A 19,538-nucleotide genomic window follows, 5' to 3' on the forward strand; every position below is an offset into this window, starting at 1 on the left:
ATGGGCTTTCGGACCGGCCCGGGGAGTGACACGAACATGCGGGCTGGGTCTTCGGTCGCCGTCGTCGGCGCAGGATTGGGCGGCTTGGCGGCCGCCTGCGTGAGCGCCGCGCGCGGCCACACCGTCACGCTCTACGACAAGAACGACTGGCTCGGCGGCAAGGCCGCGGTGCTGCACGAGGGCGGCTTCCGCTTCGACATGGGGCCGACCATCCTCACGGTGCCGAAGGTGCTGGAGCGGATCTTCCAGGAAGCCGGGCGCGACATCCACGACTACCTGGACCTGCGTCGCCTCGATCCGCAGTGGCGCTGCTTCTTCGACGACAACACCCATCTCGACCTCATGGCCGACGTGCCGACCATGGCCGCCGACATGGAACGCTTCGCCCCCGGCACCGGCGCCGGCGAGGGCTACAAGAAATTCCTCGAGATCTCCGAGCACCTGCACGACGTCTCGAACAAGTTCTTCTTCTGGAAGCCGGTCGAGGACCTGTTCGACACGATCAACATCCGCGCCAACATGAATCCCGGCACCCTGCGGGACGTGCTGTCCCTGCGCATGGGCTCGTCGGTGGCCGGCACCATCCGCTCGAAGGTCAAGGATGCGCGCCTGGCACAGATGCTCGACCACTTCGTGCAGTATGTCGGCTCCTCGCCCTATGGCGCCCCGGCCGTGCTCTGCGCCATCGCGCACATGCAGACCGCCGAGGGCGTCTGGTACCCGATGGGCGGCACCCGCGCGGTGGCCGAGGCCCTGACGAAGCTGGCCTCCGAACTCGGCGCCACCCTGCGGCCCGGCGACGAGGTCTCCGGCCTCGCCATCGAGCAGGGCGCGGTCAAGGGCGTGCGGACGGCCTCCGGCGTCACCCCCTTCGACGCCGTCATCTCGAACATGGATTCGGTGCGCACCTACCGCGAACTCGTCGGCGGCGACGTCGGCAAGGCCTACGAGAAGAAGACCTTCGAGCCGGCCTGCTCCGGCGTGGTGCTCTACCTCGGGCTGAACAAGCGCTACGAGCACCTGAACCACCACGACTTCGTCTTCTCCCGCGATCCGGAGGAGGAGTTCGACTACATCTACCACAAGGGCGAGCCGGCCCCGGACCCGACCGCCTACCTGGCGGCCCCCTCCTCCACCGACCCGTCGGTGGCGCCCGAGGGCGGCGAGGCGCTCTACGTCCTCGTTCACACGCCGTATCTCCGCCCGCACCACGACTGGTCGAAGATGTTCCCCGCCTACCGCCAGGTCATCCTCGACAAGCTCAAGCGCACGGCCAACATGCCCGACCTCGAGGAGCGCATCGTCGTCGAGCGCCACCTCACCCCGCAGGACATCCACGAGCGCTACAAGGTGCTCAACGGTGCGATCTACGGCCTCGCTTCCCACGGCAAGTTCATGGGCGCGTTCAAGCCCGGCAACCGCTCGCGGCAGGTGCGCGGCCTCTACCTTGCCGGCGGCGCGGCCCATCCGGGGCCCGGCATGCCGATGGTGATGATGTCGGGCTGGATCGCGGCGGATGCCCTCGACACCGATGCGCGGGGTGTCGGCGTCCACGGGGAGGAGCGCGCTAGCGCCTGAAGGCCCGACCGTGTCCCGCGAGGACGGCCCCACCCGATCACCCGCCCTGTGGCGGTTCATGGTCGGGTATTTCGACCGCTACGTCCGACGCCACCTCAACGCCCTCCGGCTCGCCCGCTGGGGCGTGCCGGAGGGCGTTGACCATCCCGGCCCGGTGGTGATCTACTGCAACCACCCGGCCTGGTGGGACGCGGCCGTGGTCATCCTGCTCGCCGGCAAGCTCTTCCCGGCGCGCGAGAGCTACGCCCCCTTCGACGCGCGGATGCTGGAGAAATACGCGGTCTTCGCCCGGATGGGCGCCTTCGCGGTGGACCTCGACTCGGCCCGCGGGGCGGCCCAGTTCCTCAGGGCGACCCGGCGAATCCTGGGGGCGCCGAACCGGATGATCTGGATCACCGCCCAGGGGCGCTTCCAGGATGTCCGCGCCCGGCCCCTGGCTCTGCGCGCCGGCGTCGGTCGCCTGCCCGAGATCGCGCCCGACGCGCTGTTCGTGCCGCTGGCCCTCGAATACGCCTTCTGGGAGGAGCGCGGCGGCGAAGCCTTCGCGGCTTTCGGCACGCCCGCAACGGGCGCCGCCCTTCTCGCCCTGCCGCGGACTGAGCGCTTGGCCCGGATGGAGGCGGACCTGACCGCGACCCTCGACCGGCTCAGCGCCGACGTGGTCGCGCGCGAGGCCGGACGCTTCACGCCACTTGCCTCCGGTGCCAAGGGCATCGGCGGGATCTACGATCTCTGGCGGCGCCTCGGCGCCGTCCTCACGGGCCGGCGCTTCGAGTCGGCCCACCGCCAGAAGGGAGATCCGGTCCCGTGATGCTCGGTCTCGCGATCCTGGCCCTGGCCTGCGCGGCGCTGCCCGCCCTCGTCGCCTGGGTGAATCTCTCGATCCTGCGCACCCCCGAGCCGGACCTCGACGTCCGAGCCCGGGTCTCCGTGCTGATCCCGGCCCGGAACGAGGCCGCGGTGATCGCCGCCACCGTGCGGGCCGCGCTGTCGAGCGCCGGCGTCGCCCTGGAGGTGCTCGTCGGCGACGATCATTCCACCGACGACACCGCCGCCATCGTGTCGGCCATCGCGGCCGAGGATCCGCGCCTGCGCCTCGTTCCGATCCCGCCCCTGCCCGAGGGCTGGACGGGAAAGAACCACGCCTGCGCGCGGCTGGCCGAGGCCGCGACCGGGACGCATCTCCTCTTCGTCGATGCCGACGTGAGCCTGGCGCCCGCGGCGGCGGCGGCGCTCGCGGCCCATGCGCGCCGGACCGAGAGCGCCCTGGTCAGCGGCGTCCCGCGCCAGCTGATGGGCTCGCTGGGCGAGCGCCTGACGGTGCCGATGATCAACTTCCTCCTCCTCGGCTACCTGCCGATGGCGATGATGCGGGCCTCCCTGCGTCCCAGCCTCGGGGCCGCCTGCGGTCAGCTCGTCCTGGTCGGGCGCGAGGCCTATGCGGCCACCGGCGGTCACGGCGCCGTGCGCACCAGCCTGCACGACGGCGTCGTGCTGCCGCGGCGCTTCCGGCAGGCCGGCTACCGGACCGATCTGGTGGCCGGCCACGCCCTGGCCACCTGCCGGATGTATCGCGGCTTCGACCAGAGCTGGGCCGGCTTCTCGAAGAACGCCCACGAGGGCATGGCGACCCCGCGAGCCCTGCCGGTCTGGACGCTCCTCCTGGTCGGCGGGCACGTGCTGCCCTGGCTCCTCCTCCTGGCCGTGCTGTTCGGGCTCGGGTCGGGCCACGCCGTATTCCTGGCCTTCGCGGCCGCCCTCGCCTCCCTGGCGACCCGGGCCGCGATCACCCTCGTCACCCGCGAGCCCCTGGGCACGGTGCTCCTCCACCCGGCGACGGTCCTGGTCGCTCTGGCGATCCAGTGGACCGCCCTCCTGCGGCGCAAGGGCAGCGGCACGCCCCTGTGGAAGGGCCGGAGCTACCCGATCGGCGGCCCTTGAGTCTCCGCCGCGATCCAGGCCGCGGTGTCGGGGTCGGACCCCATCACGGGCAGGTGCAGGATGATCGGCGTCTCGTAGGGGTGGCGGGCCTTCAGCGCGGTGCTCAAGGAATCCGCCAGACCCTCTTAGGTCTTGAGGATCGCCACGACCTCGGATCCCCGCTCCACCGCGCCCTTCCAGGCGTAGATGGAGAGCATCCCCGGCAGGACGTTGACGCAGGCGGCGAGGCGCAGCCGCACCAGCGCCTCTCCGACATCCAGGGCGGTGCCGGCATCGGGGAAGGTGGTGTAGACGAGAAGCGGCCGCTCCATGCTATGGGTCTCCGACCAGGGCTACGCCGCTCCACCGGCGGGAGCGGGCCGGCGGGAATGCCGGCAGGACTGGGATCGAGACGCTGGAGCGAACGCTCCGCGTCGGCAAGGTGGTCGGCAAGGCGGATGTGAGCCCATGGCCCGGCGTTTCGAACGGCTCGCCTTCGTCGCAAGTCCCACGGAGGACGCCCGCCAGGCGGCCGCGACCCTGATGCGGCGCTACGACCATGTGCCGCCCGACGAGGCGGACGTGGTGGTGGCGCTGGGCGGCGACGGGCTGATGCTCCAGACCCTGCATCGCTTCATGCATGCCGGCACGCCGATCTACGGCATGAACCGCGGCACCGTCGGCTTCCTCATGAACGAGTTCCGCGAGGACGGGCTGATCGAGCGCCTGGAGAACACCAAGCGCAGCATCATCCACCCGCTGATGATGGAGGCCGTGGACACCGAGGGACGCCGGCACCAGGCCCGCGCCCTCAACGAGGTCTACATGCTGCGCCAGACGCACCAGACCGCCAAGCTGCGGATCTCGATCGACGGCCATGTCCGCCTGCCGGAGCTCATCGCCGACGGCGTGCTCGCGGCGACCCCGGCCGGATCCACCGCCTACAACCTGTCGGTGGGCGGGCCGATCCTGCCCCTCAACGCCCGCCTCCTGGCCCTGACGCCGATCTCCGCCTTCCGGCCCCGGCGCTGGCACGGAGCCCTGTTGCCGGACTACGCGCGCATCCTCATCGAGGTGCTCGACGCCGCACACCGGCCGGTGGCGGCGGTGGCGGACCACACCGAGTTCCGCCGGGTCTGCACGGTGGAGACCTGGCTCGACCACGCCACCAACCTGACCCTGCTGCACGATCCCGGCCACAGCCTCGACGAGCGCATCCTGCGCGAGCAGTTCGGCTGAGCGGCCCTCAGGCGGCCAAGCGCGCCCGGTCCTCGCGGTAGCTCGCGATCAGCGCCTCGGGAATTGCATCGAGCACGACTTCGGTCGCCAGGGCGCGGCTCCGGGCGCGGCTGCCCTCGAACTCGGCGAGCAGCGCGTCGGAGAGTCCGTCGAGGATCAGGCCCACCGGGTCGGTGCGCGCCGTCTCGACGTCGGCCGGCGCCTCGGCCTCCGCGATCTCCTGGATCGCTTCGGCCACGGTCACGGCCGGTTCCACCGATCCATCCGGACCCGGCAGCTCCGCCTCGGCGGGCGGTGCCTCGGCAGCGAGATCGACGGCCATCGGCACGGTCGTTTGCGGGATCGTTTGCCGGGCCTCTTCCGAGGCCGCCTCCCATGTCCCGTCCACGGCCCCGTCCGGGATCGCCGCGACGGTCTCGGCGACGGGTTCGGGAGCGGTCTCCAGGGCCTGGTATGCCTCCTCGTCGGCGAGGACCTGGCGCTGAGCCTCGCGCCACTCGGCGTCGAGGATCTCGCGCTCGATCCGCAGGATCTCGCTGCGCTCGGCCTCGGCGGCGAGTTCGCGGGCGAGCACCCGGGCCTCGTCGCGGGCGGCCTCCGCCTCGAAGCGGGACAGGAGCGCCATGACGCTCTGCGCTTCGGCGAAGGGCATCGTCTCGCAGGCGGTCAGCGCCCGCTCGATCATCAGGCGCGACAGGCCGGCTCCGGCGCTGGTGATGGCGCCCTGCCCGGCTTCGCGCCAGGCCGACAGCGCGGCGCTGAAGGCCGGCAGCAGCACCGGCGGCAGGCCGGCCTTGCGGTGCAGGGCCGCGAAGGCGGCGGTCGAGGCGTCGTGCATCAGCCCGGCCACCCGGCGGACCGGAAGGCCGGCGAGGTCGGCCAGCGCCATCTCGGCGAAGGCCATGTTGCCGGAGAGGATCGCCCGCAGCAGCAGGCCGGCATTGAGCTGGCCGCAGGCCTTCAGATGGGCGACGAGGCGGGCGAGATCGACGGGATGGGCCTCGGCGCAGAAGGCGAGCGTCGTGCGCTCCTGCGCCTCGCGACTGGCGCGCGCGCCGCGGGCAGGCGTGAGCCAGCCGGAGGACACCGCGAAGGCGGAGAGCGATTCGGCGAGACGCGTGGTCACGCTCTGGCGCACCTCGAGGGGCAGGTAGGGCCGGGCCAGGACGGCCTCGCGCAGGGCGGCCACGTCTCCGTGGCGCTCCACCATCCGCATCAGGCTGCCGGTGGTGATGTGGGCGGTGCGGTTGCGGACCAGCACGACCAGGGCCTCGGGTTCGGCGATCTCGGCGAGCGCCCCCGCGACGGCCGGCGAGAGGTCGAGCCGGCTCGCGATGGCGCGGCGGGCGGCGAGGCACCCGATGGCGACGCCGTCGACGAGGTCGGCATCGCTCAGCACCGGCGAGCGGGCCAGCACCAGGGTGGCGATCTCGGCCTGGTCGCCGGCCAGAGCCACGATCAGGGTGCGGGGCGCGTTCGCGCAGGCCGCGCAGGCCTCGGCCAGCGCCCGACGCACCAGGCTGGAGGGATCGTCGAGGAGGGCGAGGAGTGCGGCTTCCGCCTCCCAGGCCACGTCCTCGCCGAGGCCGTCGTAGAGGTAGGCGCGGGCCAGGGCACCCGCGGCCTCCGCCCGTCGCGCCGCGGAGGAGTGCTGCGTCCAGGCGAGGAACTGGCGGATGATCATGAGCCGCTCCGGATCGTGAAGAGGGACAGGTCGAGGGGGGCGCCGGAGCGGGCCGGCTGGGCGGAGGCGCCGAATTCCGCCGGGCGGCGCGGCGGCAGCGGCGCTCCGACGAGGGCCGCCGTCGCGGCGGGCACCGGGTTCGCGGCGGCCGTCGGGGCGGGGATGGCGGAGACGATCGTTCCCGTCCCGCCGTCGGTGCCGTCCGAGCGCGGAAAGTAGGTCGGCGCGGGGCGGGCGGGTTCCGGCCGGCTCGCCTCCTGCCCGGCGCTGCGCCCCTGCCAGAGGCGGGCGACGCCGGCCGAGACGCCACCCTGTTGGCGCGGGTCGGTCTGGAACATCGAGCGCAGCCCGCCCTCGTTGAGGGAGGCGTAGGCGATGGTCCCCTCGGGCAGCGTGATCGTGGCGGCCGGTGAGGCCGGCGCGGTGCCGGCGCGGGCGGTGGCGAGATGGGCGTAGAGTTCGGCGGCGCCGCGCGGGCGCCCGGTCCGATCGTAGAACAGGCCGCGATTGGCGGCGGCCGCCTCCGGCATGTCGAGGGCGGCGGCCCGGGCCGGGCTCGCCTGAGCCGTGGCGATGAGAGCGGCGGCGCCGCGCGCGCCGAGCACGTGGGCTGCGTAGAGGTCGCCGCCGGTGGGCTCGCGCCCGAGGGCCGTGGTCAGGGCCTCGCGGTTCCGCTCGGTGAGGGCGCCCGCCATGGTGGCGGCGATGCGCGGATCGCGGCGCAGGTCGAGAATGGTCTGCTTGGCCGCCGGGTCGCTCACCGTGTAGGTGCCATCGGCCGCCTTGGTGATCGCGTCGGCATAGGTCCCGAGGCCGAGCCGGGGCCCGGCGGTCTTCATCGTGCCGAGCCAGGTCTGCTCGATGAACTGGAACAGACCGGTGGCCGAGGAGGTGGCGGCCTTGGCGGAGGGGTCGAGGGAGGATTCCCGCTGCGCCGTCGCGAGCAGGTAGTCGAACCCGGCGCCGGACGTCTGCGCTCCGTCGCGGATCGCATCGACGACGCCGCCCGATCCACCCGCGCGCGCCGCGGCGCTGTCGCGCGGACCCAGGTCCCGGCTGGCGCCGGAATCGCGGGCATTGGCGGGAGGCGTGGTGAAGAGGAACATGGCCGTCCGGCTGGGGGCGGACCCAGGCGCCGCCCCGACGGCAACTTTGTTCTCCCTATGGTAAAGGAAGGTTGAAGAGCCGGTCGGCCGACGCGGGCCTCTTTCAGGTTTCGCCTGTCGCCGAGAGATCTTCGGCGAAGGCCAGTCCCTCGTCGGCCCAGCCCGTGAGCCCGCCGAGCATGAGCTTGACCGGTCGGCCGAGTTCGGCGAGCCGCAGGGCGGCGCGGTCGGCCCCGTTGCAATGGGGACCGGCGCAGTAGACCACGAACAGCGTGTCGGCGGGCCAGGCGGCGAGGCGCTCGGTGGTGATCAGGCGGTGCGGCAGGTGTACGGCCCCCGGGATGTGACGGCGCCGGAACGCCGCCTCCGAGCCGACCGCGTGCAGCAGCACGAAATCGGGCGGGCCGGCCTCCAGGGCGGCCGCCACGTCGGCGCAATCGGTCTCCAGGGCCAGGCGGCGGCGGAAGTGGTCGCGCGCGATCGCGGGTGGGCAAGCGGGAATGGCGGTCACGGGGCTCATGGTCGGTCTCCGTCTCGGGGCCGCACAGAGCTAGCAGCGGGCGCGACGCTTGGCGGCGGGCCGGATTGCCAGTTAGCGTCGCGATCATGCCAAAGCCGCAGGCCCGCCTCTCCCCCGCCGACCGCCTCGTGGTGGTGTTGGCCTATGACGGGCTCTGCACCTTCGAGTTCGGCGTCGCCGTGGAGATCTTCGGCCTGCCGCGCCCCGAGATGGGTCCGGACTGGTACCGCTTCGCCGTGGCGGCGGTCGATCCGGGTCCGATGCGGGCCGAGGGCGGCGTGCGCCTGCTCGCGGATGGCGGCCTCGACCTCCTCGATCGGGCGGGCACCATCGTGGTGCCGGGCTGGCGCGGGGCGGAGATGCCGGTGCCCGAGGCCCTCGCCGCCGCCCTGCGCACGGCCGCCTCCCGCGGGGCGCGCGTCCTGTCGATCTGCTCGGGCGTCTTCGTCCTCGCCGCCGCCGGCCTGCTGGAGGGGCGGCGCGCCACCACCCACTGGCGTCACGCCGCGGCGCTGGCCGCACGCCATCCCGGCATCCGCTTCACCCCCGACGTGCTCTACGTGGATGAGGGAGCGATTCTGACCTCCGCCGGCTCGGCCGCCGGGATCGACCTCTGCCTGCACCTCGTGCGCCGCGACTTCGGGCCAGGCGCCGCCAACGCCGTCGCCCGGCGCCTCGTCGTCCCGCCCCACCGGGACGGCGGCCAGGCCCAGGTCGTCGCGGGAGCGGTCCCGACGCTTCACGAGGCGGCGCGGATCGGGCCGCTGCTCGACGCGATGCGGGCGGCGCCGGCCCGCGACTGGCCGGTCGCCGATCTGGCGGACCGTGCCGGCATGAGCCCCCGGACCCTGCTGCGTCGCTTCTCCGCCGCCACCGGCACGACGCCGGCCCGCTGGCTCCTCGACCTGCGGCTCGCCCGGGCCCGGGACCTGCTGGACCAGGCGGACCAGCCGCTTCAGGCCGTCGCCGAGGCGGCGGGCTTCGCCACGGCCGCGACCCTGCGCCAGCACTTCCGGCGCCGTTTCGCGGTGACGCCCGCGGCCTATCGGGCCGGCCGTGCCCCGCGCCTCGAAAAGGCGTGAACGGACGCCGTCAACACACGGTCAGGAAACACAAAAACGCCCCGGAGGGCGTTGCATCGTCTCAATCCTGGTTGGGAAAATTTGGAGCGGGCGAAGGGATTCGAACCCTCGACCCCAACCTTGGCAAGGTTGTGCTCTACCCCTGAGCTACACCCGCTCACAACCGCGCCGCTGGTGGGAAAGACCCGCCGGCGGCCCCGGACGGCGTCTCTAAACACCATTCCGCCGGGCGTTGCAAGCGCTGAATCCGGGCGCCGGACACCGGGGCCGTTTGCCGGCGTCATGACGGCCGTCAGGCCTGCCAGTGGGCGGCCGGGGGCAGGCCCTCGCGGATCTCGCGCAGGCGGGCGCGGGTGGCGGCGGTGGTTTCGGCCGGCAGCGCATCGAGGGGGAAGAAGCCGCAGGCGGCGATCTCGCGGTCGGGGTGCTTCGGCGCCCGCACCGAGAAGCCGGCGGCCACGTAGAGCGCGACGTGGTCGCGGCCGGCCGCCGTGCGGTTGTGGTAGAAGCCGTGCAGCTGCAGGGGGCTGCCGGGATCGACCACGATCTCGGCCTCCTCGCGGAACTCGCGGATCATCGCCGTCACCGCGCTCTCCCCCGCCTCGATGCCGCCGCCCGGCAGGTGCCAGCCCGCCACGTAGGTGTGGCGCACGAGGCAGACCCGGCCCTCCGCATCGATGGCGGCCCCGCGCACGCCCAGGGTCATGCCGCGGGTCGCGAGCGCGCCGTAATGGACGAGGCGCCGCATCCAGGACCGGTCGAGGAGCATCCGGCTCAGACGACGTGCAGGCGGATGGCGCCGAGGCCGTCGATGGCGGCCGTCATCGTCTCGCCGCGCCGGACCGCGCCGACGCCCGAGGGGGTGCCGGTGAAGATGAGGTCGCCGGGATGCAACTCGAAATAGGTCGAGAGCAGCGCGACCTGCTCGGGGATCGACCAGATCATTTCGGAGAGGTCGCCGCGCTGGCGCTCGCCGGCATCCACCGCCAGGGTGATGGCCCCCCGCACCGGGTGACCGATGGCCGAGGCCGGGTGCAGCGGTCCGATCGGCGCCGAGGCGTCGGCGGACTTGGCGAGGTCCCAGGGCCGCGCCAGGCGCTTGGCCTCGTCCTGCACGTCGCGCCGGGTCATGTCGAGGCCCACCGCATAGCCGTAGACGTGGTCGAGGGCGGAGGCCTCCGGGATGTCGCGGCCGCCCAGCCCGAGGGCTGCCACCATCTCCACCTCGAAATGGTAGTTCTCGGTGCGCGGCGGATAGGGATGGTCCACGGGGGCGTCGCCGGTCACGATCTGCAGGGCGTCGGCGGGTTTCATGAAGAAGAACGGCGGCTCGCGGTCGGGGTCCTTGCCCATCTCTCGGGCGTGGGCGGCATAGTTGCGGCCGACGCAATAGACCCGCCGTACCGGAAAGAGGTCGTCGCTGCCGACGATCGGGAGGGCGGTGCGGTGCGGGTTCGGGATCACGGACAGCATGGGTCTCTCCAACCTCTTCTCTCGGTCGCTGCGGCACGGCGCCCGGTCGCTCGCCCTGCACAGGACGGCGCGCCATCCCTATCATAGGCGGCAGGCCCGGCCGCGCCATCCCGCCGCCACCCGCGGCCTGCCGTTGTGAGATCCGTGGTGACCGACCCTTCCCGCCTGCTGGCGCACCTCGCCGCGCATCTCGGTGCCGACCACGTCCTGACCGACCCCGCCGACCTCGCGCCCCATCTGGCCGAGACCCGCGGCCTGGAGCGCGGCCATGCCCTGGCGGTGGTGCGGCCCGCCGACACCGAGGCCGTCGCCTGCGTGGTGCGCGCCTGTGCCGAGGCGGGGGTGCCGGTGGTGGCGCAGGGCGGGAATACCGGTCATGTCGGGGGCGGCCTGCCGCAGGGGGGCATCGTCCTCTCGCTGGCGCGGCTGAATCGGCTGCGCGCGCTCGATCCCGTCAATGCCAGCATCACGGTGGAGGCCGGAATGGTGCTGGCCGACGTCCAGGCGGCCGCCGCGGAGGCCGGGATGCTGTTCCCGCTCTCCCTGGCTTCGGAGGGCTCATGCCGGATCGGCGGCAACCTCGCCACCAATGCGGGCGGCACCGCGGTGCTGGCCTACGGCAATGCCCGGGACCTCGTCCTCGGGCTGGAGGTGGTGCTGGCCGACGGTCGGATCTGGAACGGGCTGAAGGGCCTGCGCAAGGACAATGCCGGCTACGACCTCAAGCACCTGTTCCTCGGCTCGGAGGGAACCCTCGGGCTGATCACCGCGGCGGTGCTGAAACTCTATCCCCGGCCTGTCTCGCGGTCCGTGGCCTTCCTCGGCCTCGCCTCGGCGGAGGCCGCCCTCGCCCTGTTCCGAAGCCTGCGGGCCGAGGCCGGTCCGGCGCTGACCGCCTTCGAGTACATTGCGCCCTTCGCCCTGGAGATCGTGCTGCGCTACCGGGCCGGGGCCCGCCGGCCGCTCGCGGGCTCGCACGCGGCCTACGCCCTGGTGGAGATCTCGACGACCCGCCCCTGCGACGATGCCGGCACCCTGCTGGAGTCGCTCCTCGTTCGGGCGCAGGAGGCGGGGCTTCTCGACGATGCCGCCCTGGCGGCGAGCGAGGCGCAGGCGAACGCCTTCTGGGACCTGCGCGAGAGCCTGTCGGATGTGCAGAAGGCCGAGGGCGCCTCGATCAAGCACGATGTCTCGGTGCCGCTCTCCCGCCTGCCGGAATTCCTCGCCCGGGCGACGCGGGCCTGCGAGGCGGAGATGCCGGGCCTGCGCGTCTGCGCCTTCGGGCATTTTGGGGACGGCAACATCCACTTCAACCTGAGCCAGCCCGTGGGTATGGACCGCGCCGCCTTCCTCGCCGCCTGGGAGCGCTTCAACCGGATCGTCCACGACATCGTCGCGGCGCTCGACGGCTCGATCGCGGCCGAGCACGGCGTCGGCCTGCGCAAGCGCGCGGAACTGGCGCGCTATGCCGACCCGGTCGCCCTCGACCTGATGCGAAGCCTCAAGGCGGCCTTGGACCCAGCCAATATCCTCAACCCCGGCAAGGTCTTGAGCTCCGCTAAGGACTCGCCGGACCAGGTTCACCGGACGGAGGGGGCAGCCGGTCCGGCATCATTCAGTTTTTCGGAAGGCTCAACAAAAAATTAGCCGGAACCCGACCTGTCGTCGCCGGATTGACGTTGTGCGACGCACAAGGACTTGCCAGATTATGGACCGCAACGCGCCATAAATCGGCTCGGCTGCGGGCGGAAAAGGTTGCGCGACAACGACGGACGGCTGGTTGCAGTGCGGTGGGTTAGCCCGGTCTTAACCCTTGCCGCTTCTCTTGGAAGAGAGATCAGATCGGCCGTCGCGATCGAAGACCGAGCAGGAGACACGTTCGATGCCGACTTCCCAGGCGAGAGTTCCCACGGCGGAGGCGAGCCGCTACCTCAAGCAGCTCTGCCGCCACTGGAGCCACAAGTTCCCGGTGGAAGCCACCGAGGATGCCGGCCGCGTGCCCTTCGGCGAGGACCGGGTCTGCACCTTCGAGGCCGGCCCCGACGCCCTGCTGATGCGGGTCGCGACGCCCGATCCCGCCGCCCTGACGCGCCTGGAGAACGTGGTGTCCGATCATCTCCTGCGCTTCGCCTTCCGCGAGAACCTCGGCGAGATCACCTGGTCGCGCGCCGCCTGAATTCCTGCCGCGGCCGGTCGGCCCGGTCCGCGTCGGCGGAGGGTTGACCTGTCGTCCCGGGACCTGATCTTGAGCGCGAGACGCGTCGGGACGCACCGGGAGACAGGCATGGACGGGATCGCGCAGGCAACGAGCGGGGCTGCCCCTGCACAGGGTACACGGCATGCCGAGCGCCTGGAGCGCCTGGCCGAGGTCGCCGTGAAGGTCGGCCTGGGCCTCCGGCCCGGACAGGAACTCGTGATCACCGCCCCTCTGGAGACGGTGCCACTGGCCCGGCGGATCACCGAGCAGGCCTACAAGGCCGGCGCCTCGCTGGTGACCACCTTCTACACGGACGACGCCGCCACCCTGGCGCGGTTCGCCCACGCGCCCGACGCGGCCTTCGACACCGCCGCCGGTTGGCTATACAGCGGCATGGCCGAGGCCTACCGGAACGGCGCCGCCCGCCTCGCCATCGCGGGCGACGACCCTTCCCTCCTCGCCGGCCAGGACTCGGCCAAGGTGGCCCGCGCGAACCGGGCCCGCTCCAAGGCCTACGTGCCGGCCCTCGAGCTCATCGCCAACTTCTCCACCAACTGGACGATTGTCTCGGCGGCGACGACGCCCTGGGCCCGCACGGTGTTCCCCGACCTGCCGGAGGCCGAGGCCGTGTCCCGTTTGTGGGATGCGATCTTCGCGGCCTCGCGGGTCGACGGCCCGGATCCGGTGGCGGCCTGGGAAGCACACAACGCCGCCCTGCACGCCCGGATGGACGCGCTCAACACCCATCGCTTCGCAGCCCTGCGCTTCTTCGGGCCCGGCACGGACCTCACCGTGGGCCTCGCCGACGACCACGAATGGTGCGGCGGCGCCTCGGCCTCGCGGAGCGGCATCCTCTGCAACGCCAACATCCCCACCGAGGAGGTGTTCACCACTCCGCACAAGGACCGGGTGGACGGCACCGTCACCAGCACCAAGCCCCTCTCCTACCAGGGCACCCTGATCGACGGCATCCAGGTGCGCTTCGAGGGCGGGCGCATCGTCGAGGCCACCGCCCGTACCGGCGGCGACGTGCTCGCCAAGGTGCTGGAGACCGACGAGGGCGCGCGTCGCCTCGGCGAGGTCGCCCTGGTGCCGGCCTCCTCGGCGATCTCCGCCTCGGGGCTCCTGTTCTACAACACCCTCTACGACGAGAACGCCGCGAGCCACATCGCCCTGGGCCAAGCCTACAGCAAGTGCTTCCGCAACGGCGGCGCGGATTTCAGCGAGGACGACCTCGCGGCGCGGGGCGCCAATCGCAGCCTGATCCACATCGACTGGATGATCGGCTCCGATCGGATCGACGTCGACGGCCTGTCCGCCGAGGGCCGGGCGATCCCCGTGATGCGGGCCGGCGAATGGGTCGCCTGAGCCGGCACCTCCGGCCGGACTAGCTCCGCAGCCATTTGCGTGCGCCTCCCTCGTGTGCGGGCGCACGCCACTCCGGCTCGCTCGATTGACGTGGGCAAAATTCCCACGCAAGGTCAGGACGTGGTCGTACCGGCCACGGACCTGCAGCCGCCCTGACGGGCCGATGCTCCGAACCCGCTTCCCGAGCCCATCGTTCGGGAAACCGTCCGATCACCGCGCCGCGCGTTTGCCGGCACGCGCGCGCGACGATCGAATCGGCCGATCCCGACGCCGTCCGGATGCACGCTCGTGCCCCGGGACGGATGGGCGGGTATCGACCCGCGGATCGGACCCGTCGTCCGGGCTCGCGATCTCCCGCGGGAGACAACGAGGATCTCATGACCAAGACCTATCTGCTGGCCGGCCCGATGGCCGCGCTGCTCGCCGGGGCGGCCTCCGCCGCCGACCTTCCGCGCCGCGTGGCGCCGCCGGTCTTCACCGCGGTGCCCGTCTTCAGCTGGACCGGCTTCTATGCGGGTCTCAACGCCGGCTACGGCTTCGATGCCAACGGCAGCCGCGGCGCCACCGTCATCGGCACCACGGCCGCCTCGGGCATCATCGCCAACGGCGCCGCTCCGGGCCTCGTCGCCTTCAGCAACCGCAACGCCAACGACGGCTTCACCGGCGGCGGCCAGATCGGCTACAATTATCAGTTCACGCCGGGCTCGGGCTTCGTCGTCGGCGTCGAGGCCGATGCGCAGTATCTCGGCTTCGAAACCAGCCGCAACACGGCATCCTTCGTCGGTACGCCCAATTCCGACCTGACCTTCGTCAACCCGAACGGCCTGTCGAACCTCGATTATTTCGGCACCGTACGCGGTCGCCTCGGCTACGCCTTCGACCGGACCCTGGTCTACGGCACCGGCGGCTTCGCCTATGGCGGTGGCGGCGGATCCAGTTTCGGCCTGCCCAACAGCGCCCGGGACACGTTCCGCACGGGCTGGGCCGCCGGCGGCGGCATCGAGTATGCCCTGCCGACCGACTCGTTCCTGAACTTCTTCCGGTCCTCGGCCGTCACGCTGAAGGTCGAAGGGCTGTATGTCAGCCTCGACCGCAACAGCAGCAACGGCGTGTTCGCCTACTCGAACTCCACCGGGACCCAGTACAGCGTTTCCGGCACGGATTATGCAGCCGCAACGGGATTTGCCAGCCGTCGCTCCGACGAATTCGCCGTCGTCCGAGCCGGCCTGAACTACAAGTTCGGCACGTACTGAGGCGTCGGCCGGACCTCCTTTTGACCTGAGCATCCCCAGCCCGATCAGACTGGCCGCTCAGTCAAACGGCACCCCGGGAGCGATCCCGGGGTGGTGCCGCGGCGGAAAGCCTTTCAGAAGCCCGGGGCCTTGGCGGCGCCGAGAATGCGGGTGGGGCGACCCTCGTTGCCGCCCTGCAGCACGACCACGTAGGAATCGGCCTCGGCGATCTCGGCCGCGTGGCGCGGCACTTCGTAATGGGCCGCATGGCCCGTCCAGGGGCCGATCCGGTGCATTCCCCGCACGACGTTGATGTAATCGAAGGCCTGGCCCTTGTTCTCGCCGCCGCCGATGGCGATCCGGCGGCGGCGCATCACCGGCAGCAGCCAGAGTTCGGCCTTGGCGTCCGTCACGGTGCTCGCGCCGACGTCGATGCAGATGCGGTCGCCCTCTTCCCAGCTTCGGACCGACACCTGGGCCGGGCTCCCGGCCCGGGCGCGGCGCAGGGCCCGTTCCAGCGAATTGCGGTCCGAGCGGATCATCGAGGGCTCGCCGTTGACGATGGCCTGCGGCGTGAAGACCTGCCGCTCGCCGCGCAGGGACGCGTAGGCCCGCTGCCGCGCCGTGAAGGCGGGCTGGGCGTAGACGTCCTTCCAGCCGAGATAGTCCCAGTAGGTGATCGGGAAGGTCAGGGCGATGATGCCGGGGTCGCGGGCGAACTCGCCGAGCACCCGCGAGGCCGGCTGGCAGGAGGCGCAACCCTGGCTGGTGTAGAGCTCGATCACCACGGGCATGCGCTCGCCCGCCGAGACTCGGGCGGCAGCCGACACCAGGACGCCGGCCGCGACGAGCAGGGCGAGGCGCAGGCCGGCGGTTCGACGCGGGAGGGGCGTGGCGGCGCGGCTCATGAGTTCAGGATACTGCCGCCCGGCCATTCCCGGTCATCACGGTCGCTCGATCCTGGCCCGCTGCGTCCGTCTGCGCCGGTTTCGGCTTCGGCAGCATCGCGGGGCGCCAGCGCCGGTGCATCCAGAGCCACTGCCCGGGATTCTCGCGGATCCAGCCCTCGATCACCCGCGTCATGGCCTGCATGGCGCCCTGGACGTCGATGGCACCGGAAGCGTCGCGCGGAAGCTCGAGGGGCGGCGTCAACTCGAGGTGGAAGCCCGATCCGTCTCGCCGGACCACCCGGGCCCCGTGGACCGGGCACTCGTAGTGCCGGGCGAGCTTGCCCAGCAGCGGATTGACCAGCACGGGTTTGCCGAAGAACTCCACCACGACGCCGCGGGTGAAGTGCTGGTCGATGAGCTGGCCGAGATGGCCTCCGCGCTCGACCACGCCCTGCATGGCGAAGACCGCACCCTGCCCCGCCGCGGCCAGACCGCCCATGGTCTGGCGGCGGACCTCCTGCACCAGGCGGGCGGACGCCGCGTCGTTGGGGGGGCGGAAGATCGCGGTGGCGTCCAGGCCGAACCGGGCCGCACAGATCGCCGGCAGCTCCCAGTTCGCCAAGTGAGCCGAGAAGATCAGGCCCGGCTTGCCGTCGTCGCGCAGGTCGGCGAAGTGGCTCTCGCCCGCGACCGTGATGCGCTGGCTGGCCGTGAGATCGGCCGGGTCGATGTCGATCAGGGTGTGGAGATGGGCGTATTCCGCGCCGGTGCGCCCGAGATTGTCCCAGGCTTCCAGGGCGAGGGCGCGGATCGCGGCCTCGTCGCGCTCGGGAAAGGCCGCCCGCAGGTTCGCCATCGCGATGCGGTGGGCGGGCAGGAACGGCCCGACGGTCCGGATGATTCGGCCGCCGAGCTGGCTTGCGCGCTCCGCCCCGAGGCTCCGCGCCAGCCAGAACAGGCCCCGGATCAGGGGAATCATCGCGAGCCCGGCGAGGCGTGGCAGGTTGCGCTTCAGGACGAGGGCGAGGCGAAGCAAAACGAATCCCGTGACGCGGGACGTTCCGGCGACGACCCTGGTTCCTGGCATAATTCATTTTTACGCGGGTGGGCACCCGTGTGCGCTGCAACTCAGAGCGTCACGGGACTCCTGTCAGAGCGTCACGAGGATTTTGCCGAACACTTTCCGGGATTCCAGGCGCTCCAGCCCCTGCGCGAAATCCGCCAGGGGCAGCACCGTGTCGATCACCGGCGTGATGCCCTGCGCCATCTTGGCCATCGCGTCGCGGATGTTGGCCATCGAGCAGCCGAACGAGCCGGTGATGCGGTATTGCTGCTGGAACAGCTGCATCAGGTTCATGGTGGTCGAGACGCCGGAGGTGGAGCCGCAGGTGACGAGGCGCCCGCCGCGCTTGAGGCAGAGCAGCGAGCCGTTCCAGGTGTCGGGCCCGACATGCTCGAACACCACGTCGACGCCCTTGCGCTTCGTCATGCGCCGGACCTCGCCCTCGAAGCGCTCCTCGCGATAGTTGATGACGTGGTCGGCGCCGAGCGCCTTCGCCTTCTCGCCCTTGGCATCGTCGCCCACCGTGGTGAACACGGTGCAGCCGATGGCCTTGGCCATCTTGATCGCGGCGGTGCCGATGCCGGAGCCGCCGGCATGCACGAGGATGCTCTCGCCGGGCTCCAGGCGGGCATTGTCGAACAGCATGTGCTGCACGGTCCCGAAGGCGACGGGCGCGCAGGCGGCGTCCGTGAAGCTGACGCCGTCCGGCATCTTCACCACGAGGCGGGCCTGCATAATCACGCGCTCGCGTGCGAAGCCGTCGATGTGAAAGCCCATCACGCCGGACACGTCCTCGCAGAGGTTGTCGCGGCCCTCCCGGCATGCCTTGCAGCGCCCGCAGGTCTGGGCGCCGTACATCGCCACCCGGTCGCCCGGCGCCAGCCCCTCGACGCCCTCGCCGACGCAGATGATCTCGCCCGAGGCCTCGGCGCCGACCGCGAGCGGCAGCTTGCGCTTGGCGAAGGCCATGCCGCGGAAGCCCCAGACGTCGATGAAGTTCAGGCCGACCGCGCGCACGCGGATCTGGACCTCGCCGGGGCCGGGGGCGGCGGGCTCCGCGACATCCTCGAGGCGCAGGTCGCGGTCACCGTGGAGCTGGAGGGCTTGCATGGGGCAGGACGATCCGTGTCGGGGCCGGGCCCGTTCAGGCCGACCGCTGAGAGAAGGTGGGGCCTAGGCCGCCTCGACGGCGTGCCGGTCGGCTCCGTCTAGGGCCCCGATCCGCTGGCCGATGACCGTGTCCGGAAGGGTGAAGACCTTCCAGCGCACCACCGAGCGGTGCTTCAGGCCAGCCGCCGCGAGGTCCTGAATCACGTGGTCGCTGGGCCAGGAACCGACTGCGGCGGTGGTGATCATGGCGCCGATGACGTGGCCGTGCCCGGCATTGAAGGCGCGCGCCGAGAGGACGAGGACGGGCCGGGGCTTTCTGACAGGAATATCGAGGAACGGGAAGAGCGCGGTCAGGACGTCGAATCGCTCAAAGGCCGTCATAGGCCGCGGCGTCCTCGGGACTGTTCCACTCGGTGAGCGTCGCGGTCAGGGAGAGGAGATAGGGGTCCGGGCCGGTCTCGGGCTCGACCGTTACCGCCATGCCGCGCCGCGCCTGCAGGCTGCGCCAGATCTCCCGGAAATCCGGATCCGGCTTCAGGCCGTCCGTCGGGCGTCCGTCTCGATCATCGCGCATCTTGCGGAAGCGGATGGTCCGTCCCTCGACGCGCAGGACGATGGCGTCGTCCGCCGGGAGCGTGCGGATACGCCGAGCCAAGTCCGGATCGCCCTCGATCTGGCCTGCCCAGAGGGCATCGTCGCGGATGATCGTGGTCGCCATGGCACGCCCTCCTCTGTCCGCCTGGTGGGAGCGGCCAGTCTAGGAACCGGGCGCGGCTGCCACAAGGGCGGTGCGGGTCACTCCGGCGACAGGTAGCGCCGCCGGGCCCAGCCGAGGATCGGGCCGGCCTTGACCCGGCACCAGGTCAGGCCGCTCGGGGTCTCGGCGGTGCAGCCGAAGCCGCGCAGGCGGGCCCCCATCGGGGCTTGGCCGAGGGCGGGCGCGGCGGCATCGGGCGTCTCGCGGATGCTCAGGGTCTCGCCGCGCGGGAGCCCGTCGACTCGGAACGCCTCGGCCGCGGCGGCGGGACCGGCGGCGAGAAGCAGGAGGACCAGCGCGGCGGGGATCGGGACCATGG

Annotated in this window: 20 protein-coding genes, 1 tRNA gene and 1 pseudogene; 9 read left to right on the forward strand and 13 right to left on the reverse strand. The window is 71.8% G+C overall.

Annotation, left to right across the window (positions count from 1 at the left end; translation table 11 throughout):
- Positions 1–36 precede the first annotated feature (36 nt).
- The 3 genes from AC3WLN_RS11070 to AC3WLN_RS11080 are packed head-to-tail and all read left to right on the forward strand — an operon-like array spanning position 37 to position 3,519.
- Positions 37–1,578, forward strand: a complete 1,542-nt coding sequence (locus AC3WLN_RS11070) for a phytoene desaturase family protein (protein ID WP_492481199.1) — start codon at positions 37–39, stop codon at positions 1,576–1,578.
- Positions 1,579–1,636: 58 nt separating this feature from the next.
- A complete protein-coding gene (locus tag AC3WLN_RS11075) occupies positions 1,637–2,389 on the forward strand; it encodes a lysophospholipid acyltransferase family protein (RefSeq protein ID WP_492481252.1) in 753 nt (250 codons plus the stop codon).
- A complete protein-coding gene (locus AC3WLN_RS11080; RefSeq protein ID WP_492481254.1) occupies positions 2,389–3,519 on the forward strand; it encodes a glycosyltransferase family 2 protein in 1,131 nt (376 codons plus the stop codon). The genes AC3WLN_RS11075 and AC3WLN_RS11080 overlap by 1 nt, the downstream gene beginning before the upstream one ends.
- Here the strand turns inward: AC3WLN_RS11080 and cutA are convergent.
- Positions 3,498–3,830: pseudogene (cutA, locus tag AC3WLN_RS11085) on the reverse strand (divalent-cation tolerance protein CutA). The gene AC3WLN_RS11080 and the pseudogene cutA overlap by 22 nt on opposite strands.
- Before the next feature lie 136 nt (positions 3,831–3,966).
- Here cutA and AC3WLN_RS11090 point away from each other — a divergent pair.
- Positions 3,967–4,737, forward strand: coding sequence for an NAD kinase (locus AC3WLN_RS11090; RefSeq protein WP_056220208.1), 771 nt, complete (start codon positions 3,967–3,969; stop codon positions 4,735–4,737).
- Positions 4,738–4,744: 7 nt separating this feature from the next.
- On the opposite strand, the gene AC3WLN_RS11095 is transcribed toward AC3WLN_RS11090, so the two are convergent.
- The 3 genes from AC3WLN_RS11095 to AC3WLN_RS11105 all read right to left on the reverse strand — a co-directional run bounded on the left by AC3WLN_RS11095 (position 4,745) and on the right by AC3WLN_RS11105 (position 8,047).
- The gene (locus AC3WLN_RS11095; protein WP_492481201.1) at positions 4,745–6,421 is read right to left on the reverse strand and encodes a DUF2336 domain-containing protein; all 1,677 of its coding nucleotides are present in this window, start codon (positions 6,419–6,421) and stop codon (positions 4,745–4,747) included.
- Positions 6,418–7,527, reverse strand: coding sequence for a lytic transglycosylase domain-containing protein (locus AC3WLN_RS11100; protein WP_492481203.1), 1,110 nt, complete (start codon positions 7,525–7,527; stop codon positions 6,418–6,420). Before AC3WLN_RS11100 ends, AC3WLN_RS11095 begins: the two co-directional genes overlap by 4 nt.
- Positions 7,528–7,630: 103 nt before the next feature.
- The gene (locus AC3WLN_RS11105) at positions 7,631–8,047 is read right to left on the reverse strand and encodes a rhodanese-like domain-containing protein (RefSeq protein WP_492481205.1); all 417 of its coding nucleotides are present in this window, start codon (positions 8,045–8,047) and stop codon (positions 7,631–7,633) included.
- A gap of 86 nt (positions 8,048–8,133) precedes the next feature.
- Between AC3WLN_RS11105 and ftrA the strand changes: the two genes are divergently transcribed.
- Positions 8,134–9,129, forward strand: coding sequence for a transcriptional regulator FtrA (gene ftrA / locus AC3WLN_RS11110; protein WP_492481206.1), 996 nt, complete (start codon positions 8,134–8,136; stop codon positions 9,127–9,129).
- Between the two features lie 82 nt (positions 9,130–9,211).
- On the opposite strand, the gene AC3WLN_RS11115 is transcribed toward ftrA, so the two are convergent.
- From AC3WLN_RS11115 to AC3WLN_RS11125, 3 genes are all read right to left on the reverse strand, one after another.
- Positions 9,212–9,286 (reverse strand) — tRNA-Gly (locus AC3WLN_RS11115).
- Between the two features lie 135 nt (positions 9,287–9,421).
- Positions 9,422–9,898 carry an NUDIX domain-containing protein gene (locus AC3WLN_RS11120; protein ID WP_492481207.1) on the reverse strand — a complete coding sequence of 159 codons (477 nt, stop codon included), beginning with the start codon at positions 9,896–9,898 and terminating at the stop codon, positions 9,422–9,424.
- Between the two features lie 5 nt (positions 9,899–9,903).
- A complete protein-coding gene (locus AC3WLN_RS11125) occupies positions 9,904–10,602 on the reverse strand; it encodes a fumarylacetoacetate hydrolase family protein (RefSeq protein WP_492481209.1) in 699 nt (232 codons plus the stop codon).
- 147 nt (positions 10,603–10,749) lie between these two features.
- On the opposite strand from AC3WLN_RS11125, the gene AC3WLN_RS11130 reads away from it, so the two are divergent.
- The 4 genes from AC3WLN_RS11130 to AC3WLN_RS11145 all read left to right on the forward strand — a co-directional run bounded on the left by AC3WLN_RS11130 (position 10,750) and on the right by AC3WLN_RS11145 (position 15,420).
- Positions 10,750–12,249: an FAD-binding oxidoreductase gene (locus tag AC3WLN_RS11130; protein ID WP_492481211.1), complete on the forward strand. Its 1,500-nt coding sequence runs from the start codon at positions 10,750–10,752 to the stop codon at positions 12,247–12,249.
- Positions 12,250–12,484: 235 nt separating this feature from the next.
- Positions 12,485–12,778, forward strand: a complete 294-nt coding sequence (locus AC3WLN_RS11135) for a DUF2218 domain-containing protein (protein ID WP_056468938.1) — start codon at positions 12,485–12,487, stop codon at positions 12,776–12,778.
- A gap of 108 nt (positions 12,779–12,886) precedes the next feature.
- Complete coding sequence (locus AC3WLN_RS11140) at positions 12,887–14,167, forward strand: aminopeptidase (RefSeq protein ID WP_492481213.1); 1,281 nt, start codon at positions 12,887–12,889, stop codon at positions 14,165–14,167.
- A gap of 377 nt (positions 14,168–14,544) precedes the next feature.
- Positions 14,545–15,420: an outer membrane protein gene (locus AC3WLN_RS11145; protein WP_492481215.1), complete on the forward strand. Its 876-nt coding sequence runs from the start codon at positions 14,545–14,547 to the stop codon at positions 15,418–15,420.
- A gap of 113 nt (positions 15,421–15,533) precedes the next feature.
- Here the strand turns inward: AC3WLN_RS11145 and AC3WLN_RS11150 are convergent, their stop codons facing one another.
- From AC3WLN_RS11150 to AC3WLN_RS11175, 6 genes are all read right to left on the reverse strand, one after another.
- Entirely contained in the window at positions 15,534–16,307 is a 774-nt protein-coding gene (locus tag AC3WLN_RS11150) for a DUF1223 domain-containing protein (RefSeq protein WP_492481217.1), read from the reverse strand.
- A 4-nt stretch (positions 16,308–16,311) separates the two neighbouring features.
- A complete protein-coding gene (locus AC3WLN_RS11155) occupies positions 16,312–17,325 on the reverse strand; it encodes a lipid A biosynthesis lauroyl acyltransferase (protein WP_492481219.1) in 1,014 nt (337 codons plus the stop codon).
- A gap of 114 nt (positions 17,326–17,439) precedes the next feature.
- A complete protein-coding gene (locus tag AC3WLN_RS11160; RefSeq protein ID WP_492481220.1) occupies positions 17,440–18,462 on the reverse strand; it encodes a zinc-binding dehydrogenase in 1,023 nt (340 codons plus the stop codon).
- A 63-nt stretch (positions 18,463–18,525) separates the two neighbouring features.
- The gene (locus tag AC3WLN_RS11165) at positions 18,526–18,843 is read right to left on the reverse strand and encodes a type II toxin-antitoxin system PemK/MazF family toxin (protein ID WP_492481222.1); all 318 of its coding nucleotides are present in this window, start codon (positions 18,841–18,843) and stop codon (positions 18,526–18,528) included.
- Positions 18,830–19,180 carry a hypothetical protein gene (locus AC3WLN_RS11170; RefSeq protein ID WP_492481224.1) on the reverse strand — a complete coding sequence of 117 codons (351 nt, stop codon included), beginning with the start codon at positions 19,178–19,180 and terminating at the stop codon, positions 18,830–18,832. The genes AC3WLN_RS11165 and AC3WLN_RS11170 overlap by 14 nt, the downstream gene beginning before the upstream one ends.
- Positions 19,181–19,257: 77 nt before the next feature.
- Positions 19,258–19,536 (reverse strand): SH3 domain-containing protein, encoded by a 279-nt coding sequence (locus AC3WLN_RS11175; RefSeq protein ID WP_492481226.1) that lies wholly within the window; start codon positions 19,534–19,536, stop codon positions 19,258–19,260.
- Positions 19,537–19,538: the final 2 nt, after the last annotated feature.

Source organism: Methylobacterium sp. FW306-05-D, assembly GCF_058782155.1.